At 34.7% G+C, this 17,971-nt stretch carries 20 protein-coding genes; 14 read left to right on the top strand and 6 right to left on the bottom strand.

Annotated features, from left to right (window positions below):
* Positions 1–82 precede the first annotated feature (82 nt).
* The 3 genes from ACQKNI_RS15350 (at position 83) to ACQKNI_RS15360 (ending at position 2,301) form a co-directional block, all read left to right on the top strand.
* Complete coding sequence (locus ACQKNI_RS15350; RefSeq protein WP_088230532.1) at positions 83–526, top strand: Dps family protein; 444 nt, start codon at positions 83–85, stop codon at positions 524–526.
* A 109-nt stretch (positions 527–635) separates the two neighbouring features.
* Positions 636–1,091, top strand: coding sequence for a DUF3939 domain-containing protein (locus tag ACQKNI_RS15355; protein WP_088230531.1), 456 nt, complete (start codon positions 636–638; stop codon positions 1,089–1,091).
* A 265-nt stretch (positions 1,092–1,356) separates the two neighbouring features.
* Positions 1,357–2,301: an alpha/beta hydrolase gene (locus tag ACQKNI_RS15360; RefSeq protein ID WP_088230530.1), complete on the top strand. Its 945-nt coding sequence runs from the start codon at positions 1,357–1,359 to the stop codon at positions 2,299–2,301.
* A gap of 45 nt (positions 2,302–2,346) precedes the next feature.
* On the opposite strand, the gene ACQKNI_RS15365 is transcribed toward ACQKNI_RS15360, so the two are convergent.
* Both ACQKNI_RS15365 and ACQKNI_RS15370 read right to left on the bottom strand, forming a co-directional pair.
* On the bottom strand, positions 2,347–3,348 hold the full coding sequence (locus ACQKNI_RS15365; protein ID WP_088230529.1) for an LLM class flavin-dependent oxidoreductase: 1,002 nt from the start codon (positions 3,346–3,348) through the stop codon (positions 2,347–2,349).
* 105 nt (positions 3,349–3,453) lie between these two features.
* Complete coding sequence (locus ACQKNI_RS15370; RefSeq protein ID WP_088230528.1) at positions 3,454–3,645, bottom strand: DUF3896 family protein; 192 nt, start codon at positions 3,643–3,645, stop codon at positions 3,454–3,456.
* A 177-nt stretch (positions 3,646–3,822) separates the two neighbouring features.
* Here ACQKNI_RS15370 and ACQKNI_RS15375 point away from each other — a divergent pair, with 177 nt between their 5' ends.
* Together ACQKNI_RS15375 and ACQKNI_RS15380 are read left to right on the top strand one after the other, a co-directional pair.
* A complete protein-coding gene (locus tag ACQKNI_RS15375; protein WP_098357184.1) occupies positions 3,823–5,295 on the top strand; it encodes a flavin monoamine oxidase family protein in 1,473 nt (490 codons plus the stop codon).
* Positions 5,296–5,372: 77 nt separating this feature from the next.
* A complete protein-coding gene (locus tag ACQKNI_RS15380) occupies positions 5,373–5,957 on the top strand; it encodes a GNAT family N-acetyltransferase (RefSeq protein ID WP_098252256.1) in 585 nt (194 codons plus the stop codon).
* A 23-nt stretch (positions 5,958–5,980) separates the two neighbouring features.
* On the opposite strand, the gene ACQKNI_RS15385 is transcribed toward ACQKNI_RS15380, so the two are convergent.
* On the bottom strand, positions 5,981–6,883 hold the full coding sequence (locus ACQKNI_RS15385; protein WP_088230526.1) for an aldo/keto reductase: 903 nt from the start codon (positions 6,881–6,883) through the stop codon (positions 5,981–5,983).
* Between the two features lie 261 nt (positions 6,884–7,144).
* On the opposite strand from ACQKNI_RS15385, the gene ACQKNI_RS15390 reads away from it, so the two are divergent.
* Entirely contained in the window at positions 7,145–8,614 is a 1,470-nt protein-coding gene (locus ACQKNI_RS15390) for an RNA-guided endonuclease InsQ/TnpB family protein (RefSeq protein ID WP_098882942.1), read from the top strand.
* A 96-nt stretch (positions 8,615–8,710) separates the two neighbouring features.
* Positions 8,711–9,661, top strand: a complete 951-nt coding sequence (locus ACQKNI_RS15395) for a CobW family GTP-binding protein (RefSeq protein WP_098840899.1) — start codon at positions 8,711–8,713, stop codon at positions 9,659–9,661.
* A gap of 97 nt (positions 9,662–9,758) precedes the next feature.
* On the opposite strand, the gene ACQKNI_RS15400 is transcribed toward ACQKNI_RS15395, so the two are convergent.
* Complete coding sequence (locus ACQKNI_RS15400; RefSeq protein WP_088230523.1) at positions 9,759–10,229, bottom strand: GNAT family N-acetyltransferase; 471 nt, start codon at positions 10,227–10,229, stop codon at positions 9,759–9,761.
* A gap of 138 nt (positions 10,230–10,367) precedes the next feature.
* Positions 10,368–11,318: a metal ABC transporter substrate-binding protein gene (locus tag ACQKNI_RS15405; protein WP_088230522.1), complete on the bottom strand. Its 951-nt coding sequence runs from the start codon at positions 11,316–11,318 to the stop codon at positions 10,368–10,370.
* Between the two features lie 266 nt (positions 11,319–11,584).
* Between ACQKNI_RS15405 and ACQKNI_RS15410 the strand changes: the two genes are divergently transcribed.
* Together ACQKNI_RS15410 and ACQKNI_RS15415 are read left to right on the top strand one after the other, a co-directional pair.
* Positions 11,585–11,734, top strand: a complete 150-nt coding sequence (locus ACQKNI_RS15410; protein WP_088230521.1) for a hypothetical protein — start codon at positions 11,585–11,587, stop codon at positions 11,732–11,734.
* Positions 11,735–11,850: 116 nt separating this feature from the next.
* Positions 11,851–12,510 carry an oxidoreductase gene (locus tag ACQKNI_RS15415; RefSeq protein WP_088230520.1) on the top strand — a complete coding sequence of 220 codons (660 nt, stop codon included), beginning with the start codon at positions 11,851–11,853 and terminating at the stop codon, positions 12,508–12,510.
* Positions 12,511–12,539: 29 nt separating this feature from the next.
* Here ACQKNI_RS15415 and namA read toward each other — a convergent pair whose 3' ends face one another.
* The gene (gene namA / locus ACQKNI_RS15420; protein WP_098357641.1) at positions 12,540–13,577 is read right to left on the bottom strand and encodes an NADPH dehydrogenase NamA; all 1,038 of its coding nucleotides are present in this window, start codon (positions 13,575–13,577) and stop codon (positions 12,540–12,542) included.
* A 133-nt stretch (positions 13,578–13,710) separates the two neighbouring features.
* On the opposite strand from namA, the gene ACQKNI_RS15425 reads away from it, so the two are divergent.
* From ACQKNI_RS15425 to ACQKNI_RS15445, 5 genes are all read left to right on the top strand, one after another.
* A complete protein-coding gene (locus tag ACQKNI_RS15425; RefSeq protein WP_088230518.1) occupies positions 13,711–14,163 on the top strand; it encodes a methylated-DNA--[protein]-cysteine S-methyltransferase in 453 nt (150 codons plus the stop codon).
* 25 nt (positions 14,164–14,188) lie between these two features.
* On the top strand, positions 14,189–15,175 hold the full coding sequence (locus ACQKNI_RS15430) for a DUF2628 domain-containing protein (protein WP_395941401.1): 987 nt from the start codon (positions 14,189–14,191) through the stop codon (positions 15,173–15,175).
* 84 nt (positions 15,176–15,259) lie between these two features.
* The gene (locus tag ACQKNI_RS15435) at positions 15,260–16,921 is read left to right on the top strand and encodes a peptide ABC transporter substrate-binding protein (protein ID WP_098840901.1); all 1,662 of its coding nucleotides are present in this window, start codon (positions 15,260–15,262) and stop codon (positions 16,919–16,921) included.
* A 59-nt stretch (positions 16,922–16,980) separates the two neighbouring features.
* Entirely contained in the window at positions 16,981–17,397 is a 417-nt protein-coding gene (gene fosB, locus ACQKNI_RS15440; protein ID WP_088230515.1) for a FosBx1 family fosfomycin resistance bacillithiol transferase, read from the top strand.
* Positions 17,398–17,412: 15 nt separating this feature from the next.
* Positions 17,413–17,955, top strand: a complete 543-nt coding sequence (locus ACQKNI_RS15445) for a short-chain dehydrogenase (RefSeq protein WP_427282488.1) — start codon at positions 17,413–17,415, stop codon at positions 17,953–17,955.
* Positions 17,956–17,971 lie beyond the last annotated feature (16 nt).

Below are 17,971 nucleotides of genomic sequence, written 5' to 3' on the forward strand. Positions count from 1 at the left end.
CATATGAGCCGTTCGTTCGAAAGGATAGGAAAAGTATGGTAAAATGTAATAGGGTTATTAAAAGATAAGAGGAGTGGATTGTATGAGTACGAAAACAAATGTTGTTGAAGTATTAAACAAGCAGGTAGCGAACTGGAATGTGTTATATGTGAAACTACATAATTATCACTGGTATGTGACAGGACCACACTTCTTTACATTACATGAGAAATTTGAAGAGTTTTATAATGAAGCCGGAACGTATATTGATGAGTTAGCAGAACGTATTTTAGCGTTAGAAGGTAAACCTTTAGCGACAATGAAAGAATATCTTGCTATATCTAGTGTCAGCGAAGGGACAAGCAAAGAATCAGCAGAAGAAATGGTGCAAACATTAGTGAATGATTACTCTGCACTTATTCAAGAATTAAAAGAAGGTATGGAAGTTGCTGGTGAAGTAGGTGATGAAACATCAGCTGATATGCTATTAGCAATTCATACGACATTAGAACAACATGTGTGGATGTTAAGTGCGTTCTTAAAATAAAGATAAATATATAAAGAAAAAACCATTGGAAAATTCTTTTAATGGTTTTTTCTTTTGTAATTTTTCAGTTTTCTTTTATGCTATAATATAGTAAAAAGGAGGCGATGCAATGTTTCGTTTTTTTAGAACTGGAAAAGAAGAGCGGGAAATTACGAAAGATGAACTAGAACAAGCGATGGCTAAATTTCTAGAAACGAATGCTAATATCGTTTATACAGTATTAGTAAATGATGATTATACAGTAAACTATGATTTGTTAAAGCCGTATTTACCCGTATTTCCAACAAATGTTTTTCTTATTACGAAGGAAACGCTTGAGGTATTTGAACATACAGAAGAAAACTTAAACCTAGTTAAAGAAATTGATATCGTACAAAAGGCGGTAGATCAATACGTAACAGAAAAAGAAATGTTCCCAATTGTTGAAGATAGCGAAGATCGCCTCATATGCGGAGTTAAACTAGGACCTTATTTAAACCGTATATTAAAAAGAGACTTATATATTTCAGAAAAACATTATTTAGTTTCAAGTAAGCCAGATAAGAAAAAAAAGAATAGTGGGTAGACGTGATGAGAACAACAATACTATTATTGTTGTCTTTTTTTGTTAATTAAAATATTGATTTTTCAGTCTATTTAACTATATACTACAATTAGTGGATAGGAAGGAGTGGTGTATTATGCTTATGCATACATTAAATATTAAATATCATTCTGAAAATCAGGTATTATTAAGTTGAATTGTAGAATTTAATTACTTATACCGTGACCCTAGAATGATAGGAAGAGCAGGAAACAATTATTATAAAAGGTTACGGAGGAATTTTTATATGAAAAATAGTATTACTTATATTCAATTATTAAATGAAACGTTACGTTGTTATACAAATGAAGGAAGTTTTGAAGCATACACTTATATAATGGAACATGCTACAGATGTAGTAGGTAATGAGGCACAAATATATAATTTTAAGTATGCGCTCGCAAGTGCAGCAGGACTGGAAAAAGAAGCATTACATTTAATGAGAGAGGCCATTATAGACAATGGGTTTTGGTATGAAAATGAGTATTTACTTTCCGACGATGATTTAAAACCACTACATAAATTTGAAGAATTCCATACAATGGTTCAATTATGTAAAGAAAGAGAAGAATTAGCAAAGCAAACGGAACGAGCAGACGTGAAATATGTAGACAGCAAGAAAAAGGAGAATCTATTCATTGCAATGCACGGTGATCAAGAAAATATAGGAATAATAGAACCATATTGGAAATCTGTTTTGACACAAGATTATACGTTAGCTTTACCACAGTCTTCGCAAATTCAGTTTTCAGATGGGTTTGTTTGGGATGATATACATAGAGGGAAAGAAGAATTAGAAGGGCATTATGATAAGTTTATAGAAAATCATACAGTAGAAAATGTAATAATTGGTGGGTTTTCTGCTGGTGCAAGAGTAGCTTTATATACGATTTTACAAAAAGGTATAGCTGTGGATGGTTTTATTTTTATGGCGCCGTGGCTTCCAGAGATTGCAGAATGGAATGAGTTGTTGGGAGTATTGCAAGATAAACATATAAAGGGATATATAGTATGCGGTGATCAAGATGAAGATTGTTTCGAATGTACACAGCAATTTGTACAATTATTAAGGGATAACAACATAGAGCATAAGTATAAAGTTGTACCTAACTTAAATCATGATTATCCTAATCATTTTGATGAATTATTAAGAGAAGCTATTGAGTATATAGAAAGCGATAACAATAAGTAGTAAGAAAGGGAGATGCACCGTAGGTGATGTATCTCCCTTTTACTATTATAAATTAAAAGCATTTGCTAGTAAGCGATAAGATTGTAATTTATGTTCAAATTGATGAGTAATCGTGACAATCATAAATTCATCAGTATTGTACGCTTTACTTAAGTTTACGATTTGTTTTTTCACAGAAGATGGATCACCCACAATTATACGTTGGCGATTCTCTTTAATACGGAATAAATCATAAGCACTGTATGAATAATTTTGAGCAGTCTCGATAGAAGGTGTACCAGTCGTTCGTTTTCCTTGCTCTAGTAATAAGATTGATAAATCTAAACTAGAAGCAATTCTTTCCGCTTCCTCATTTGTTTCTCCGCATATAACAAAAATAGCGACAATTGATTTTGGTTTATCTCCTAAATAGGAAGGTTGGAATTGTTCTTGATAAGCCCTCATAACTTCCGGACCTCCGAAGCCATTAATAAATTGTGCAAATGCAAAAGAGGCTCCATTGTTTGCGGCAATTTTAGCACTTTCTCCGCTAGAACCGAGCATCCACATTTCAGGAGATGTTGGAATAACTGGAGTAGCCTTTAAATTTGCATAATGATGGTTTTCTGGTACTTGATCATGTAAGTACATGGCAACATCTGCAATTTGCTCTGGATATTGATCAAGTGAGACCATTTTTCCTTCTTGCAGTGCGCGAGTTGCTATGGGCATACCACCAGGTGCTCTACCAACACCGAGGTCGATACGATTTGGATAAAGAGCTTCTAAAACGCGGAAATTCTCCGCAACTTTATATGGGCTATAATGCGGTAACATAACACCACCCGAACCAACTCTAATCTGCTCCGTTTTCGCTGCGAGATGAGAAATAAGTATTTCTGGACTTGAACCAGCGAGGCTTATGGAATTATGGTGTTCGGATACCCAAAAACGTGTAAACCCGAGTTTTTCAACTTCTTGTGCAAGCGTAACTGTATGTGAAAAAGCTTCAATTGCTGTGCTACCATCTGAAATAGGTGATTGATCTAACACACTTAATTTGATCATAGAATATACCTCTCATTCTTAATGTACATCCTATTATATATTTACTTACGAAAAATGCGTAATGAAATGCTCAAAATGAAAAGTGGATACATTCTATATTCACTTTTAACGAGAGAACCCTCGCTCATAATGATTCATTTCGACTAGGTTTAAAATATATTCATAGTTGTCAATTTCACGTCTAATCTGTTCACGTTCTTTTGCAGATAGTTTCATATCGCTAAGTTTTTTACATAAGTTTTGTTTCTTTAATTCTAAATGCTTTTTTGTAGCATGGTAGTCGTAAGTATGTTTCATTTTTAACCACTCCTTCTTTGCAGTTGCTATATTATACGAAGTATGAAGAAAGGTGAGAGTTATTCCTTATGTACTTTTAGTGAATATTTCAATTGCTACGGTGTTATGTTTGTGGAGATTTATGAATAAAATGCACTAAACCACTAATGCCCATTTGGTGAAATGAGGGGTGGAATTGTGCAGAAAGATATAATGTATAACACTGCGATGGATGAAATGTTACAAGTTATAAATAAGGGATTGAAGAAGACGGCACGTCCAAAACAAATTATTGTAGTAGGGGCTGGTATGGCTGGATTAGTTTCAGCATCTTTATTAAAGGATGCAGGACATGAAGTGAAGATCTTTGAAGCAAATAATCGCGTAGGTGGGCGCATAGAGACAGTTAGAATGGAAGATACCGGATTATATTTAGATGTTGGAGCGATGAGAATTCCGTATGCGCACACTTTAACGATGGCGTATATAAAAAGGTTTGGGTTACAGGTAAGCCCTTTTATTAATAGGAATGAGACAGATATCATTTACGTAAATGGTCGGAAAACGACATTACAGCAATACGAAAAAGATCCAAGTATATTAAAGTATCCTGTGGAAATGAATGAAGTCGGGAAAACGTCTGAGGAACTATTATTGTTAGCAGTACAACCCATTATAAATTTTATAAAAAAGAATCCAGAGAAAAATTGGGATGTTGTAGTAAAGGACTTTGGGAGATATTCTACAGGTCAATTTTTAAAATATCACCCTTATCAATATAATACTTACTTTTCACCAGTAACGATTGAGATGATTGGTGTTCTATTAGATTTAGAAGGATTTTTGGAAAGGTCATTCGTTGAGACGTTACGCTTTTTATACATTATGCAAGAGGAGAGCGGATTTTGTGAAATAGTAGGCGGGAATGATAGATTACCAAAGTCTTTTTTGCCACAATTAAAAGAAAATATTATATATAATCAAAAACTTATGAAGCTACATCAACACGATAACGGAGTGACAGCTTTCTATCGGGACGAGGAAACTTTTGAATATAGTAGTATAACAGGAGATTTAGTTATTGTTACCATTCCGTTTTCGACGATGCGTTTTGTGGAAGTAGATCCATTTGATTCTATATCTCATGAAAAATGGAAAGCAATTCGTGAATTACATTATATGCCTGCGACGAAAATAGGAATTCAATTTAAAAGTCGATTTTGGGAGGAACAGGGGCAATTAGGTGGCAGAATTATAACAGATTTGCCAATTCGTTACGCCTATTATCCAAGCCATGGAATTGGAGAGAAAGGACCTGCTATGATGTTAGGAAGTTATACATGGTCTTATGATGCATTGTTATGGGATGGGTTATCAAAGGGTGATCGAATTTATTACACATTACACAACTTAGCAACGATATTAGGTGGTCAAGTATATGATGAGTTCTTGTCTGGAATATCAAAAAGTTGGACGTTAGATCCATATGCACTTGGAGGATTTGCTCTTTTTCAAGCTGGTCAAGAATCTGAATTACAGCCAGTCATTGTAAAACCAGAGGGAAGAATATACTTTGCCGGCGATCATACAACGTTATATCACGGATGGATACAAGGTGCGATTGAATCTGGAGTTCGTGTTGCAGTAGAGGTGAATGAACAAAATGTTTAAAATTCAGAAATTTCTTTACTGTATAATTTGAGATGGATAGTATTATATATACAAAAGAATTATAGGGAGTGTTGACAGTGAATCCGTTATTATTTGATTTTCCTTCTGAATTTTATACTGAAAGGCTATTTATTCGAATGCCGAAACCCGGTGACGGTAAAGTGGTATATGATGCAATTCAAGCTTCAATGCAAGAATTAAAACCTTGGATGGTTTTTGCACAAAAAGAGCAAACAGCGGAAGAAATAGAAGAGAGTATTAGAAAATCACATATTCAATTTTTGCAGCGTGAGGATTTGAGATTGTTAGTTTTTTCGAAAGAAACAGGTGAATTTATTGCATCTAGCGGATTACATCGTATTAACTGGGATATACCTCAATTTGAAATCGGGTATTGGATTGATTCAAGGTTTAGTGGAAAGGGCTATATGGTAGAGGCTGCGAAAGGTATAACAGATTACGCTTTTTCTGAACTAAAAGCAAACCGCGTAGAAATTCGTTGTGATTCTCTAAATAAGAAGAGTAGAGCGATACCAGAGAAATTAGGCTTTAAATTAGAGGGTATTTTAGAAAGTGCCAGTGTTGCGGTAGATAGCAACAGATTAAGGGATATGTGTGTGTTTGCAATGACGAGAAATACATATAAAAAAGAAGAGCTGTAAAAAAACAGCTCTTCTTTTTTATATTATGGTACGGGATGACCGTTAGAGCTTTCGAAAATTGTAAACCATTGTTGGCGATCTAAATTAACTTTTGTTGCCATCGCAGCCGTTTTTACTCGATCCAATTTGCCAGAGCCAACGATTGGCATCATATTAGCTGGATGAGCGAGTAACCATGCGTACATAACAGTATCGATGCTATTAACACCTAGCTCAGTTGCAACTTTTTGTAAAGTTTCACGTACACGTACGGTGCGTTCTGATTGACCAGTAAAGATTTCTCCACCAGCAAGAGGTGACCAAATCATTGGATTGATTCGTTTTTCTTGGCATAAATCAATTGTCCCTTTTTCAAAGTGCTCAAGCTGCATCGCAGATACTTCGATTTGATTTGTAATGAGCGGGAAATCCAAATAGGAACTTAACATATTAAACTGTGAAGGTAAAAAGTTAGATACACCGAAGTGACGGACTTTTCCTTCTTGCTTTAAGCGCGAGAACGCTTCTGCCACTTCATTTGGATCCATAAATGGATCAGGGCGATGGATCAGTAATACATCAATATAATCTGTATGTAAGTTTTGCAATGAATCCTCCGCGCTTTTTATAATATGTTCAGTACTTGTATTGTAGTGAGCAACATATCGCTCTGGAAATTTTGGTGATGGGGGAGCGATTCCACATTTTGTGACAATTTGCATATTTTCGCGTAAAGAAGGTTTGAGTTGTAATGCTTCTCCGAACAGTCCTTCACACGTATAACCGCCATAAATATCAGCGTGATCGAAAGTAGTAATCCCCATATCCATACAAGCTTCAATGAAAGAAAGTAACTCTTGCTTTGTCATATTCCATTCTGCTAAACGCCAAAAACCTTGAATAATACGAGAAAACTCTAGAGTTTCGGCCATTTGAACTCGTTCCATTATAAGTAACCCCCTGATGAATGATTATTATTTTGAAAAGGCTTTCTTACTACATATTATTATATAGTTTGAGGTACGTACAAACAATAAATATGTTTTGCTATAAAAACAATTTTTTCTATCATGCCTTTCGAGAGGGCTCCCACCTCTAAACGTAAGTGAAGGTGGTGAGGTGAATCGAAAGAAATATTTTATTTTCAAGAAAAACGGAAGCGTACGTTCTGTTTTTGCTATAATATCCTTAACAAGGAGGTGAATAAAATGACAAAGGAAAATCCATCAAACTATAAAACTCTTCAAATCTGGATTAAAAAAGGGCATCGTATGTATTCTTATTTTCAAGAATGTTGTCATAACGCTAAGAATATGTACAACACCACAAACTTTTATATACGCCAGGTGTACACTGGATTAACACAAGAAAAAGAGTTGCAGCCTTTGCAAAAAGAAGTTCTGGATAATATTCATAAAAATATTGGTAAGATGAATGACACACAACTTCTTGCCTATCAGAAGAAATTGGAAAAAGAGAAATTAAAGCCTAAAGAAGAACAGAAAGAGATTACATGTAATTTGTTTTCAGAACCTAATTTTGAAAAACCTTATGTAGATTACAACTTTCTAGATGCACTATTTAAGGCTATGATTCAAAATGATTATCGAGCTTTGCCTACGCAATGTAGCCAGTCAATCATGAAAGGTTTGTTCCAAAATTGGAAATCTTTTTTTGCTAGTTTAAAAGACTATAAAAAGAATCCAAACAAATATGCTGGAACGCCTAGGATTCCAAAGTATATTCGTTCTTCTGAAAAAGAGATTCTGTATACAAACCAAGATTGCATCATTAAAAACGGTAGATTTTTAAAGTTTCCAAAGACGAAATTGCAATTAAATATTGGGAAACTAGGTTTCACTGAAGGTAAACTGAAACAAGTTCGTGTGATTCCAAAATACAATGAATATATAGTGGAATTGGTAATTGATGTTCCTTCTGAACAACAAATTATTGAAGAGAATGCTAGTTATATGAGTATTGATTTAGGTATTGATAACCTTGCAACCATCGTAACAAACACAGGTATGAAACCTGTCCTTGTTAAGGGCAAACATGTCAAAAGCATAAATCAATATTACAACAAAATGAAGAGTCATTTTACAAGCATTCTTAGAAATGGAAAACAAACTAATGAAGGACCTTTTACTTCTAAAAGGATAGAAAAACTTCATCAAAAACGTTACTTGAAAATAAAAGACGTCTTCCATAAAGTTAGTCACCATATCGTAAAACTAGCTCAAGAAGAAGAAGTTTGTAAAATCGTTATTGGTCACAACAAAAGTTGGAAACAAGAAACGAATATGGGAAAAAGAAATAACCAATCGTTTTGTCATATTCCACATAGTTTACTGATTCAAATGATTACATACAAAGCAAATGCTGTAGGCATTCAAGTTGTTGTAACTGAAGAATCATATACATCGAAAGCAAGTTTTCTGGATAACGACTTCATTCCAACGTATAGAGAAAATGACCAAAATACAACTTTTTCAGGAAAACGAATAAAGCGCGGCATATATCGTTCAGCAAATAAAACTTTAATTAATGCAGATGTAAATGCTGCGGCTAACATTTTACGAAAAGTAATCCCAAATGCATGGACAAATGGGATAGAGGGGTTAGGCGTGAAACAGCTCGCTAATGTGTTAACTCCCCTGACGTTAATCGTCCGTTAGGTCGAAACGTTAGAAACCCCCACTTCAAGCTTTGCTAAGTGGGGGAGTGTTCATATGTTATAATGTGAAAACATATAGCTAGAAGGAGAGGACGAAATGATTCCAGTAACAATATTAACTGGTTTTCTTGGATCAGGGAAAACGACATTATTAAATCGTATTTTATCAGAGAATCACGGTCAGAAAATAGCAGTGATTGTAAATGAAATAGGACAAATCGGTATTGATAATCAGTTGATTATGAATGTTGAAGAAGAAATTATGGAAATGACAAACGGCTGTTTATGCTGTACTGTACGTGAAGATTTACTTGTTGCGTTAAAACAATTACTGGACGTAAAAGCAGAAGGGAAGATGGACTTTGATGGCTTAGTAATTGAAACGACAGGTCTTGCAAATCCAGGTCCGATTATTCAAACATTCTTTTTAGATCCTGTTATTCAATCTGCATACCAAATTAACGGTGTTGTAACAGTAGTAGATAGTTACCATATACATAAACACTTTGCAAAAGGATTAGAAGCAAAAGAACAAATTGCATTTGCTGATGTCGTTCTAGTAAATAAATTAGATTTAGTGGATGAAAGTGAAAAGGAAAATCTATTGCAGGAACTGCAAGGTATTAACCCAACTGCAAAGTTAATCGAGGCGACTAACTGTGAGGTGGATATTCCATCGTTACTACAAATTCAAACGTTTAAAACGAAAGATACGTTACAAATATACCCTCATAAAGAACATAACCATCTAGAAGGAGTAAAATCATTTGTATTACGTGAAGAGCGCCCATTAGATTTGCAAAAACTGAATGAGTGGATGTCAGCTGTTGTTCAAGAACTAGGGGAATATTTATATCGTTACAAAGGAATTTTATCGATTGATGGAGTAGATAAACGCATCGTTTTCCAAGGTGTACATACACTGTTTGCTGCTTCGTACGATAGAGAGTGGCAAGAAGGCGAAGAGCGAGTAAGTGAAGTCGTTTTCATCGGTAAAGATATCAATAAAGAATGGTTCCAAGAATATTTTAAGGAATGTGTGAAATAAGTCTGCGTATATTGCAGACTTATTTTTTTGACTTAACTAAGTACTTTGTAGAAAAATGCTAGATTGTAAAAAACGAAGGATTATAAAAAGCCTGTTTTCACAGGCTTGTATTTTCATCTAAAAGTAATTCCATGACTTCACCTACAACTGGACCCTCATCATCAATATCGCCGTTTAAACGAAAACCAAATGACTCATATAGTCCCATTGCAAGTTTGTTGTCTGGATGTAAACTTAAATAAATTATATTACATTCAAATTTTTCTTGTAAGAATTGAATGAGTAAGCGAAGGAAACGTTTTGCGTATCCTTTTCCTTGATATTGTTGATCAATCATAAAGCGATCTAGCCAAACACTTTTACGCTCTTTCCAATACCATCCATACATTGCATAGCCAACAAGTGTTTCTCCATCATATAAACCTATTGACGTTCCGTTTCCTTCATATAATGATTCTGCTAAAGAAAACGCATTACTTTCAATAAATTGCTGCTGGTCTTTTGCGACGTTTAAAGCAACTACTGAACGCCAATTTTTTGCTGTTACTTCACAAATGTGAAGATTCATAATTCCAACTCACCTTCTAAATTAATATAGCTTAAAAGCTAATATGGATAATTTTACTTGTTAATTCAGTCTAGTCAAGCAGAAGAACATAAAAAGTCGGCTAAATGACATATTTAGCCGACTAGAAAATATAATTGGTTAGTTTGTCGCTTCTTTTAATGTATTTACGTTTTCTTCCATTAAAGTGAAGTAATCTTTATTGTTTTTCGCATCGTCTTCAGAAATAGTAGCAAGATGATTTAAGCGTAAGACTGTTGTACCGGTCTCTTTTTGAATAACTGATGCTACTTTTGGAGTAGAGAATGTTTCAAATAAAATATATTTTAAATTATGTTCTTTTACTGTTTTTGTAATGTCAGCAAGCTGTTTTTGAGATGGTTCATCAGATGCTGAAATTCCAGCGATTGGGATTTGTTTTAAACCGTATCGTTGTTCCCAGTAGCCATAAGCTGCATGTGAAACTAATATTTCTTTCGTTTTTGCGTTTGCAACGACAGCTTTAAATTGATCATCTAAATCAGTAAATTTTGTTTGTAGTGCTGCAAAGTTTTTTTCGAACTCTTTTTTATGTTCCGGTTGTAATTCTACAAGTGCATTTTTAATTTTTTCTGCTTGTTTCATCGCAAGAGTAGGATCTATCCAAACGTGTGGATCTTTATCGTGATGATGTTCATCTTCTTTATGACCGTCTCCATGATCATGCTGCTCTTCTTCAGATGAGGCACGCAGTTCGATATCTTTAGATGCATTTACAATTTTTACGTTTTCTTTTTTTAATGATTTTTCCATTTTTTCGGCAAATGGTTCTAATTCTGCGCCGTTATAAACAAATAAATCGGCTTTTGCAACTTGTACTGTTTGTTTTTGACTTGGTTCAAATGTATGTGAATCTGCACCGGGTGGGTAAATTGCTTCAACTGTTACATAGTCGCCGCCAATTTTTTTTGCGAAATCAGCAAGAGGGAAGATGGTTGTATAAACAGTTAGCTTTCCATCTTTCTTGGCAGTACTTTCTTTTTTATTTGAGCAGCCAGTAAACATTAAAGTGAAAATAAGTAAGAATGAAAATATAGTCAATCTCTTAGGCATGAAGTTCTCCTCTTTTCTTTTATACGGATATATTTTCCCCAATTATAGAAGAAAAATATCATTTTAATACAAAACGGAATAATTACGTTTTAGTTTGCGAACTTAGTATAATACATCTTTCATAAAGTTGCAATAAATAATAATCATTCCGATTTGATTTTGTTATAAAGTTGTCAAATATAGATGTATTATTTTTGCTAATGCATGCATATGTGACAACGCTGCGTTCATATATTTGAAAGGAGGGCGTGGAGGGGGATGAGTGTTTGGGATATATAACGGAAGCTATATTATTGATATTAGCGGTAGTATTCCCATTAGCTTTAGTTTTAATTTTTTTAAGAAGATTAATAAGTAATTTAGGGAATGCATCAACAATAACGAAATTGCCAGAGAAAGATGAGAAAAATGAGTAAGTAAAGCACTATGCGTACGCATAGTGCTTTACTTATGGTAAAATGGAAGAACGGAAACTCCTGTTAGTGGCGATTAGCAATAGGAGAGAATAGTAAATAAAGAGGTATACACATATATGAATAAGCGAACAGCGTTAGTACTTGGTGCAAGTGGCTTAGTTGGACAAGAGATAACGCGTCTATTACTTGAATCAGATTACTACGATTCGGTTACTATTTTTGTAAGAGAAACAATGCAATGGCAGCATGAAAAGTTACAGCAAAAGCAAGTAGATTTTTCTGTACTAGAGGAATATAAAGAGTTTTTTGCTGTAGATGATGTTTTTAGTTGCCTAGGAACAACAATAAAAAAAGCAAAAACAAAGGCGAATTTCAAAAAAGTAGATTATGAATATACGTTACGAGCAGCTTGTCTAGCTGAAAAACAAGGGGTTCAAAATTTCCTTGTTGTGTCTTCTATGGGAGCAAATCCTAAATCATTTTTCTTTTATTCACAAGTGAAAGGCAAAATGGAAGAGGAACTGCAAAAATTAGTGATCGGTGGTATTCACATTTTTAGGCCATCTTTATTAGTAGGGAATCGACAAGAATTTCGTTTTGGTGAACGAATGGCTGAAAAATTATCTCGTATTATTCCTTTTATCTTTAAAGGGGCTTTCAAAAAGTATAAACCAATTTCGGCTAAAGATGTGGCGAAAGGGATGTATATAACCGCGCTGCGAGAAGAATCGGGTATTCATATGTATAATTCAAATGAAATTACATCGATAAAATAAATGAAACCGAGAAGAATGACTTCTCGGTTTTATTTATCCGTACTGATTTTCCCTGGAGCTCGCTCGTATTGATACGGTTCTTGTAATTCAAAACCAAGTTCATTGGCTGCTATTCTTGGGAAGTATGGATTGCGAAGTAACTCACGTCCGATAAAAATTAAATCTGCCTCGCTATTATTTAAAATTTGCTCCGCCTGTGCCCCGGTCGTAATCAATCCAACTGCACCTGTTGCAATGTTAGCATGCTCCTTAATATGTTTAGCATATTGTACTTGATATCCGGGATACACATCAATGCGTGCTGGTACAACAGCGCCAGAACTACAATCAATTAAATCTACCCCTTGTTCTTTCATCCATCTTGTATACTGAACGTAATCTTGAACTGTTAACCCGTCAGGATGATAATCATTTGCTGAAATACGAACAAATAACGGTCCGTTCCAAACTTCATTTACAGAGTCAATGATTTCACGTAAGAAACGATAGCGATTTTCAGATGAACCTCCATATTCATCAGTCCGCTTATTGGAAAGTGGAGAAAGAAACTCGTTAATAAGGTAACCGTGAGCGCCGTGTAATTCAATAACATCAAAACCTGCTTGTTTTGAACGCAGTGCAGCCTTTCGAAAAGCTAATACGGTGTCTTTAATTTGCTGTATACTCATTTCTACTGGTATTTTCATTGTTTCATTAAACGGAATTGCTGAAGGTGCTAACGCATCTGTTGCTAATTCAGCTTTTCTTCCAGCGTGAGCGAGTTGAATGGCGGCTTTTGCACCATTATCATGTATAAATGTTGTCGTTTTATGTAAGCCTTCAATTAGGCTATCATCCCATATACCTAAGTCTTTGTTAGAAATTCGTCCTTCTTGTAATACAGCTGTTGCTTCAATCATCACTAAACCGACTTGACCGGCAGCTCTTGTTCCATAATGAATGAGATGAAAATTAGTTACTTGGCCATCCTCATTTTCTGAAGAATACATGCACATAGGCGACATGACGATACGGTTTTTTAGTGTAACATTCTTAATTGTATAGGGTGAAAAAAGTTTGGAATGCATCAAATAGCCTCCTTGATTTAATTTTCTTACATTTTACCATTCTCTTTTTTGTTTCCCTAATAAAACGCTTATACGAAAAATTTTGTCTATTCGTGTTACAATAATTAATATGAATTGAATTGGAGGATGACATATGTACCAGGCTTATTATGAAAGTGAATTAGGCTTGCTAGAAATTACAGCGAACGATAAAGGAATTACGTCTGTTATATTTGTTGATGAGAGACAAGAAGAACATAAAAATGAAATGATAGATCAATGTATAAATGAGTTGGATGAATATTTTAAAGGGAAAAGAAAAGAGTTTACGGTCCCACTGTCTGCTAAGGGAACACCATTCCAAAAAAATGTATGGGATGCGCTCTATACTATTCCTTATGGCGTAAGTGCTTCATATTTAGATATTGCGGAGAAAGTTGGAAATACGAAAGCTGTACGAGCGATAGGAGGAGCAAATAGTCGTAATCCCATTTCAATTATCGTTCCGTGTCATCGTGTAATAGGGAAAAGCGGAAAGCTTGTTGGGTATGCGGGTGGTTTATGGAGGAAAGAGTGGTTGTTAAAACACGAAGGGATTTGGAAATGAAGTATGGATGGAAAGAGGGATTGTTTTGGAATGTATAAATTGTGGACAACCTTGCGCGGATGGCCAGTTAAATTGTGCAAGGTGTCAGAGTAACTTACATAATGAACAAGATGAAGGAAGCTCGCTAATAGATAAAGAATTAGAAGTATATGTAGGGGGGCAGTCCCCGTATTATAAAAGAAAATGGGAGCTTGAAAATAAGCGGATTGCTAGGTGGAGCTGGAATGGTTGGGCTGCTATTTTCAATGTGGGTTGGCTTGGATATCGTAAGCATTATGTTCCTGCTGCGTTGTTTTTACTATTATTAGTAGTATGTGATGCATTTTCATATTATATGGGGTTTAATGTAGCATTACCAATCATTAATATGGTACCTCTTACATTTTTATTACTCATATTTATTCTATTTGGGATGGGGATTTTTGCGAATGGACTATATTATCAATTTGCAGAAAGGCGTATATATAGAATAAAAGCACGGGGAATAAAAGATGAATCGGTTGAAAAATATCTCATTCGTGATAGTGGCGGCACAAGTAAAATGGGAGCGACAATCGTTACTATGTTAGCAGTTGCTACTATTTTCTTTAGCCATTTCTTTTTTCCAACTGATCGAGATATTATTCAAAAGGTTCGTACAAACTCGCTTTATGAATATCCATTCTTTTCAATTGGTGAATCATTTGAAAATTATTTTCAAAAACCAGAGTGGATATATTATCGCGGGACGGAAGGGCTAGAATTAGTAGAATTCCAAGGGTATAGCCCTGGGATGCCAAAACAGCAGGTGATAATTCAATTTGTTGTTGATTATAAATTAGGTGAAGTTGAGCCATACTCACTTTCAATTAATGGCGAATCTAAAAATGAAGAAGAGTTTTTGAAGATGATGGACGATATATTTAAGGTTCAAAACCCATTTGACATTGAGGATGGATTACAAGTGAATGTTATACAAAAAAAGCGGATGGAAAGTGATTTCTGTCTGCTTTTTGTATTTTTATTAAAATAAATATTTAAAATAATCAGAATCTTTTGTATAATGAAGTGTATTATACAGGCTTTAACTTATACATATAGATTGGGGGAAGGAAGAATGAAGAAAAAGACAACAACAATTGCTGCACTTGCGTTATCAACTAGTGTATTGGTTGCGGGGTGTGGAACTGGGGAGAAGGCTTCGACAACGAAGAAAGAATCAGATAAGGGAGTGGCAGATAAGCAAGTATTAAATTTACTAGAAACAGCTGAAATTCCTTCAATGGATACATCTAAATCAACAGATTCTGTATCTTTCCGTGTATTTGTAAATGCAATGGAAGGGTTATATCGTCTAGATAAAGATAATAAACCAACGCCAGGTATGGCAAAAGATGTGAAGATTAGTGAAGATAAAAAGACATATACATTTGAATTACGTGATGCAAAGTGGTCCAATGGTGATCCAGTTCGAGCACAAGATTTCGTATATGCTTGGCAACGTACATTAGATAAAGCGATAGCTGCTGAATATGCATTCATTTTATTTGATGTGAAAAATGCACAGAAAGTAAATACAGGGGAATTACCGTCAGATCAATTAGGTGTTAAAGCGAAGGATGATAAAACATTGGTAGTAGAATTAGAACAACCAGCACCTTATTTCCTTGAGCTTACGTCCTTCCCTACATTTTTCCCATTAAATGAAAAGTATGTAAAAGAACAAGGGGATAAATACGGATTAGAAGCAGATAAATTATTGTACAATGGACCATTTACAATGAGTGAATGGAAACATGAACAAAGTTACCAGTTAAAGAAAAACCCAAATTATTGGGATAAAGAGGCTGTAAAGTTACAAGAAATTAATGTAAGTATCGTGAAGGAAACGAGCACTGGAGTGAATTTATATGACAGTGATCAAGCAGACCGTGTTATTTTAAGTTCTGAGTTTGTTGATAAATATAAAAAGAATAAACCAGATGAATTTAAAACGAAGCTAGACCCACGTATGTATTTCTTACGTTTTAATCAAAAAAATGCAACATTTAAAAACCAAAAGGTTCGTGAAGCGATTGATTTAGCGTACGATAAAAAAGGAATTGCTGATGTTATTTTAAATGACGGTTCATTACCAGCATATTTCCTAGTACCTGAGAAATTTACGACAGGTCCGGATGGAAAAGACTTCCGCTCTGTAAATAAAAACTTCCGTGATAGTAAAGATAATGCAGCGAAAGCAAAAAAACTATGGGAAGAAGCGAAGAAAGAGCTTGGTCAAGATACAATTACAGTAGAGTTACTAAATGATGATAACGGTAGTCGTAAAAAAGTGGGCGACTTTATTAAAGCAGAACTTGAGAAAAACTTACCTGGTATTAAAGTGAATTTGAAACAACAACCATATAAGCAGAAATTAGATTTAGAAAAGAAATTTGAATATGAATTCTCATTATCTGCATGGAGTCCAGATTATCCAGATCCAATGACTTATATTGATATGTTCGTGACAGGAAGTTCGTTTAATGAAATGGATTATTCAAATCCAAAGTATGATGATTTAGTAGCGAAATCTAAAGGAGAACTATTAAAAGATGACGCAGCACGCTGGAAAGCACTTGCGGAAGCTGAAAAAATCTTAATTGGTCAAGATGCTGCTATTTCTCCTGCGTACCAACAAAGTACAGCTTATTTAGAGAAACCTTACGTAAAAGGTATTGCAAATCATACGTTTGGTGGGGACTTTAGTTATAAATGGGCATATATTACAAAAAAATAGTATAATAAAAGATGAGTGAATTTTCGCTCATCTTTTATTTGTATAGGGAGGAAGTACAGTTGTTAAAGGGAATTAATCATCTTTGTTTTTCGGTATCTAATTTAGAGAAATCTATTACATTTTACGAAAAAGTACTAGAAGGAGAATTATTAGTTAAAGGGAGAAAACTAGCTTATTTTAACATATGTGGAGTATGGATAGCACTTAATGAAGAGACACATATTCCGAGAAATGAAATCCATCAATCTTATACGCACATTGCATTTTCTGTTGAACAAGAAGACTTAGCAAGTTTACTGCGGCGGTTAGAAGAAAATAATATTCCTGTTTTACAAGGAAGAGAACGAGATGTAAGAGATTGTGAATCTCTATATTTTGTTGATCCTGATGGTCATAAGTTTGAGTTTCATTCAGGGACGTTACAGGACCGCCTAAATTATTATAGGGATGAGAAATCTCATATGACATTTTACTAAGGAGGGAGAGAACATTTGCATGCGCTAGTAATTGGTGGAACAGGAATGCTAAAGAGAGTTTCTGTGTGGTTTTGTGAGCAAGGGTTTCATGTTTCTATTATTGGAAGAGATAAAGTGAAATTAGAAAATGTTAAGCGGGAGAGTGCTACACCAGAAAGTATCACATGCTTATCGTTAGATTATCATAATGATGACGATGTAAAGCTAGCTATTAAAAGCACAATGGAGAGGAATGGCCCAATAACGTTAGTTGTTGCATGGATACACTCAAGTGCGAAGGATGCGTTATCACTCATTTGTGGGGAATTAGACTTATGGTCTAAAACATACAGTGTTTTTCATATTTTAGGTAGTAAAGCGTCGCGCATGACCAAACAAAAAATAGGAGGTACGCGATGTAACTATCATAGAATAATATTAGGTTTTATATTAGAAGATACATACGGAAGATGGCTTACTCATGAAGAAATAGCTGAAGGGGTTATAAAAGGTATTGAAAGTAAGTGTACGGAATGGATTGTAGGAAGAGTGGAACCGTGGGAATTGCGGCCAAACTAGTAGGGGGGAATTGGGA

This window comes from Bacillus sp. NPDC094064 (genome assembly GCF_050279585.1).
Lineage (GTDB): Bacteria > Bacillota > Bacilli > Bacillales > Bacillaceae_G > Bacillus_A.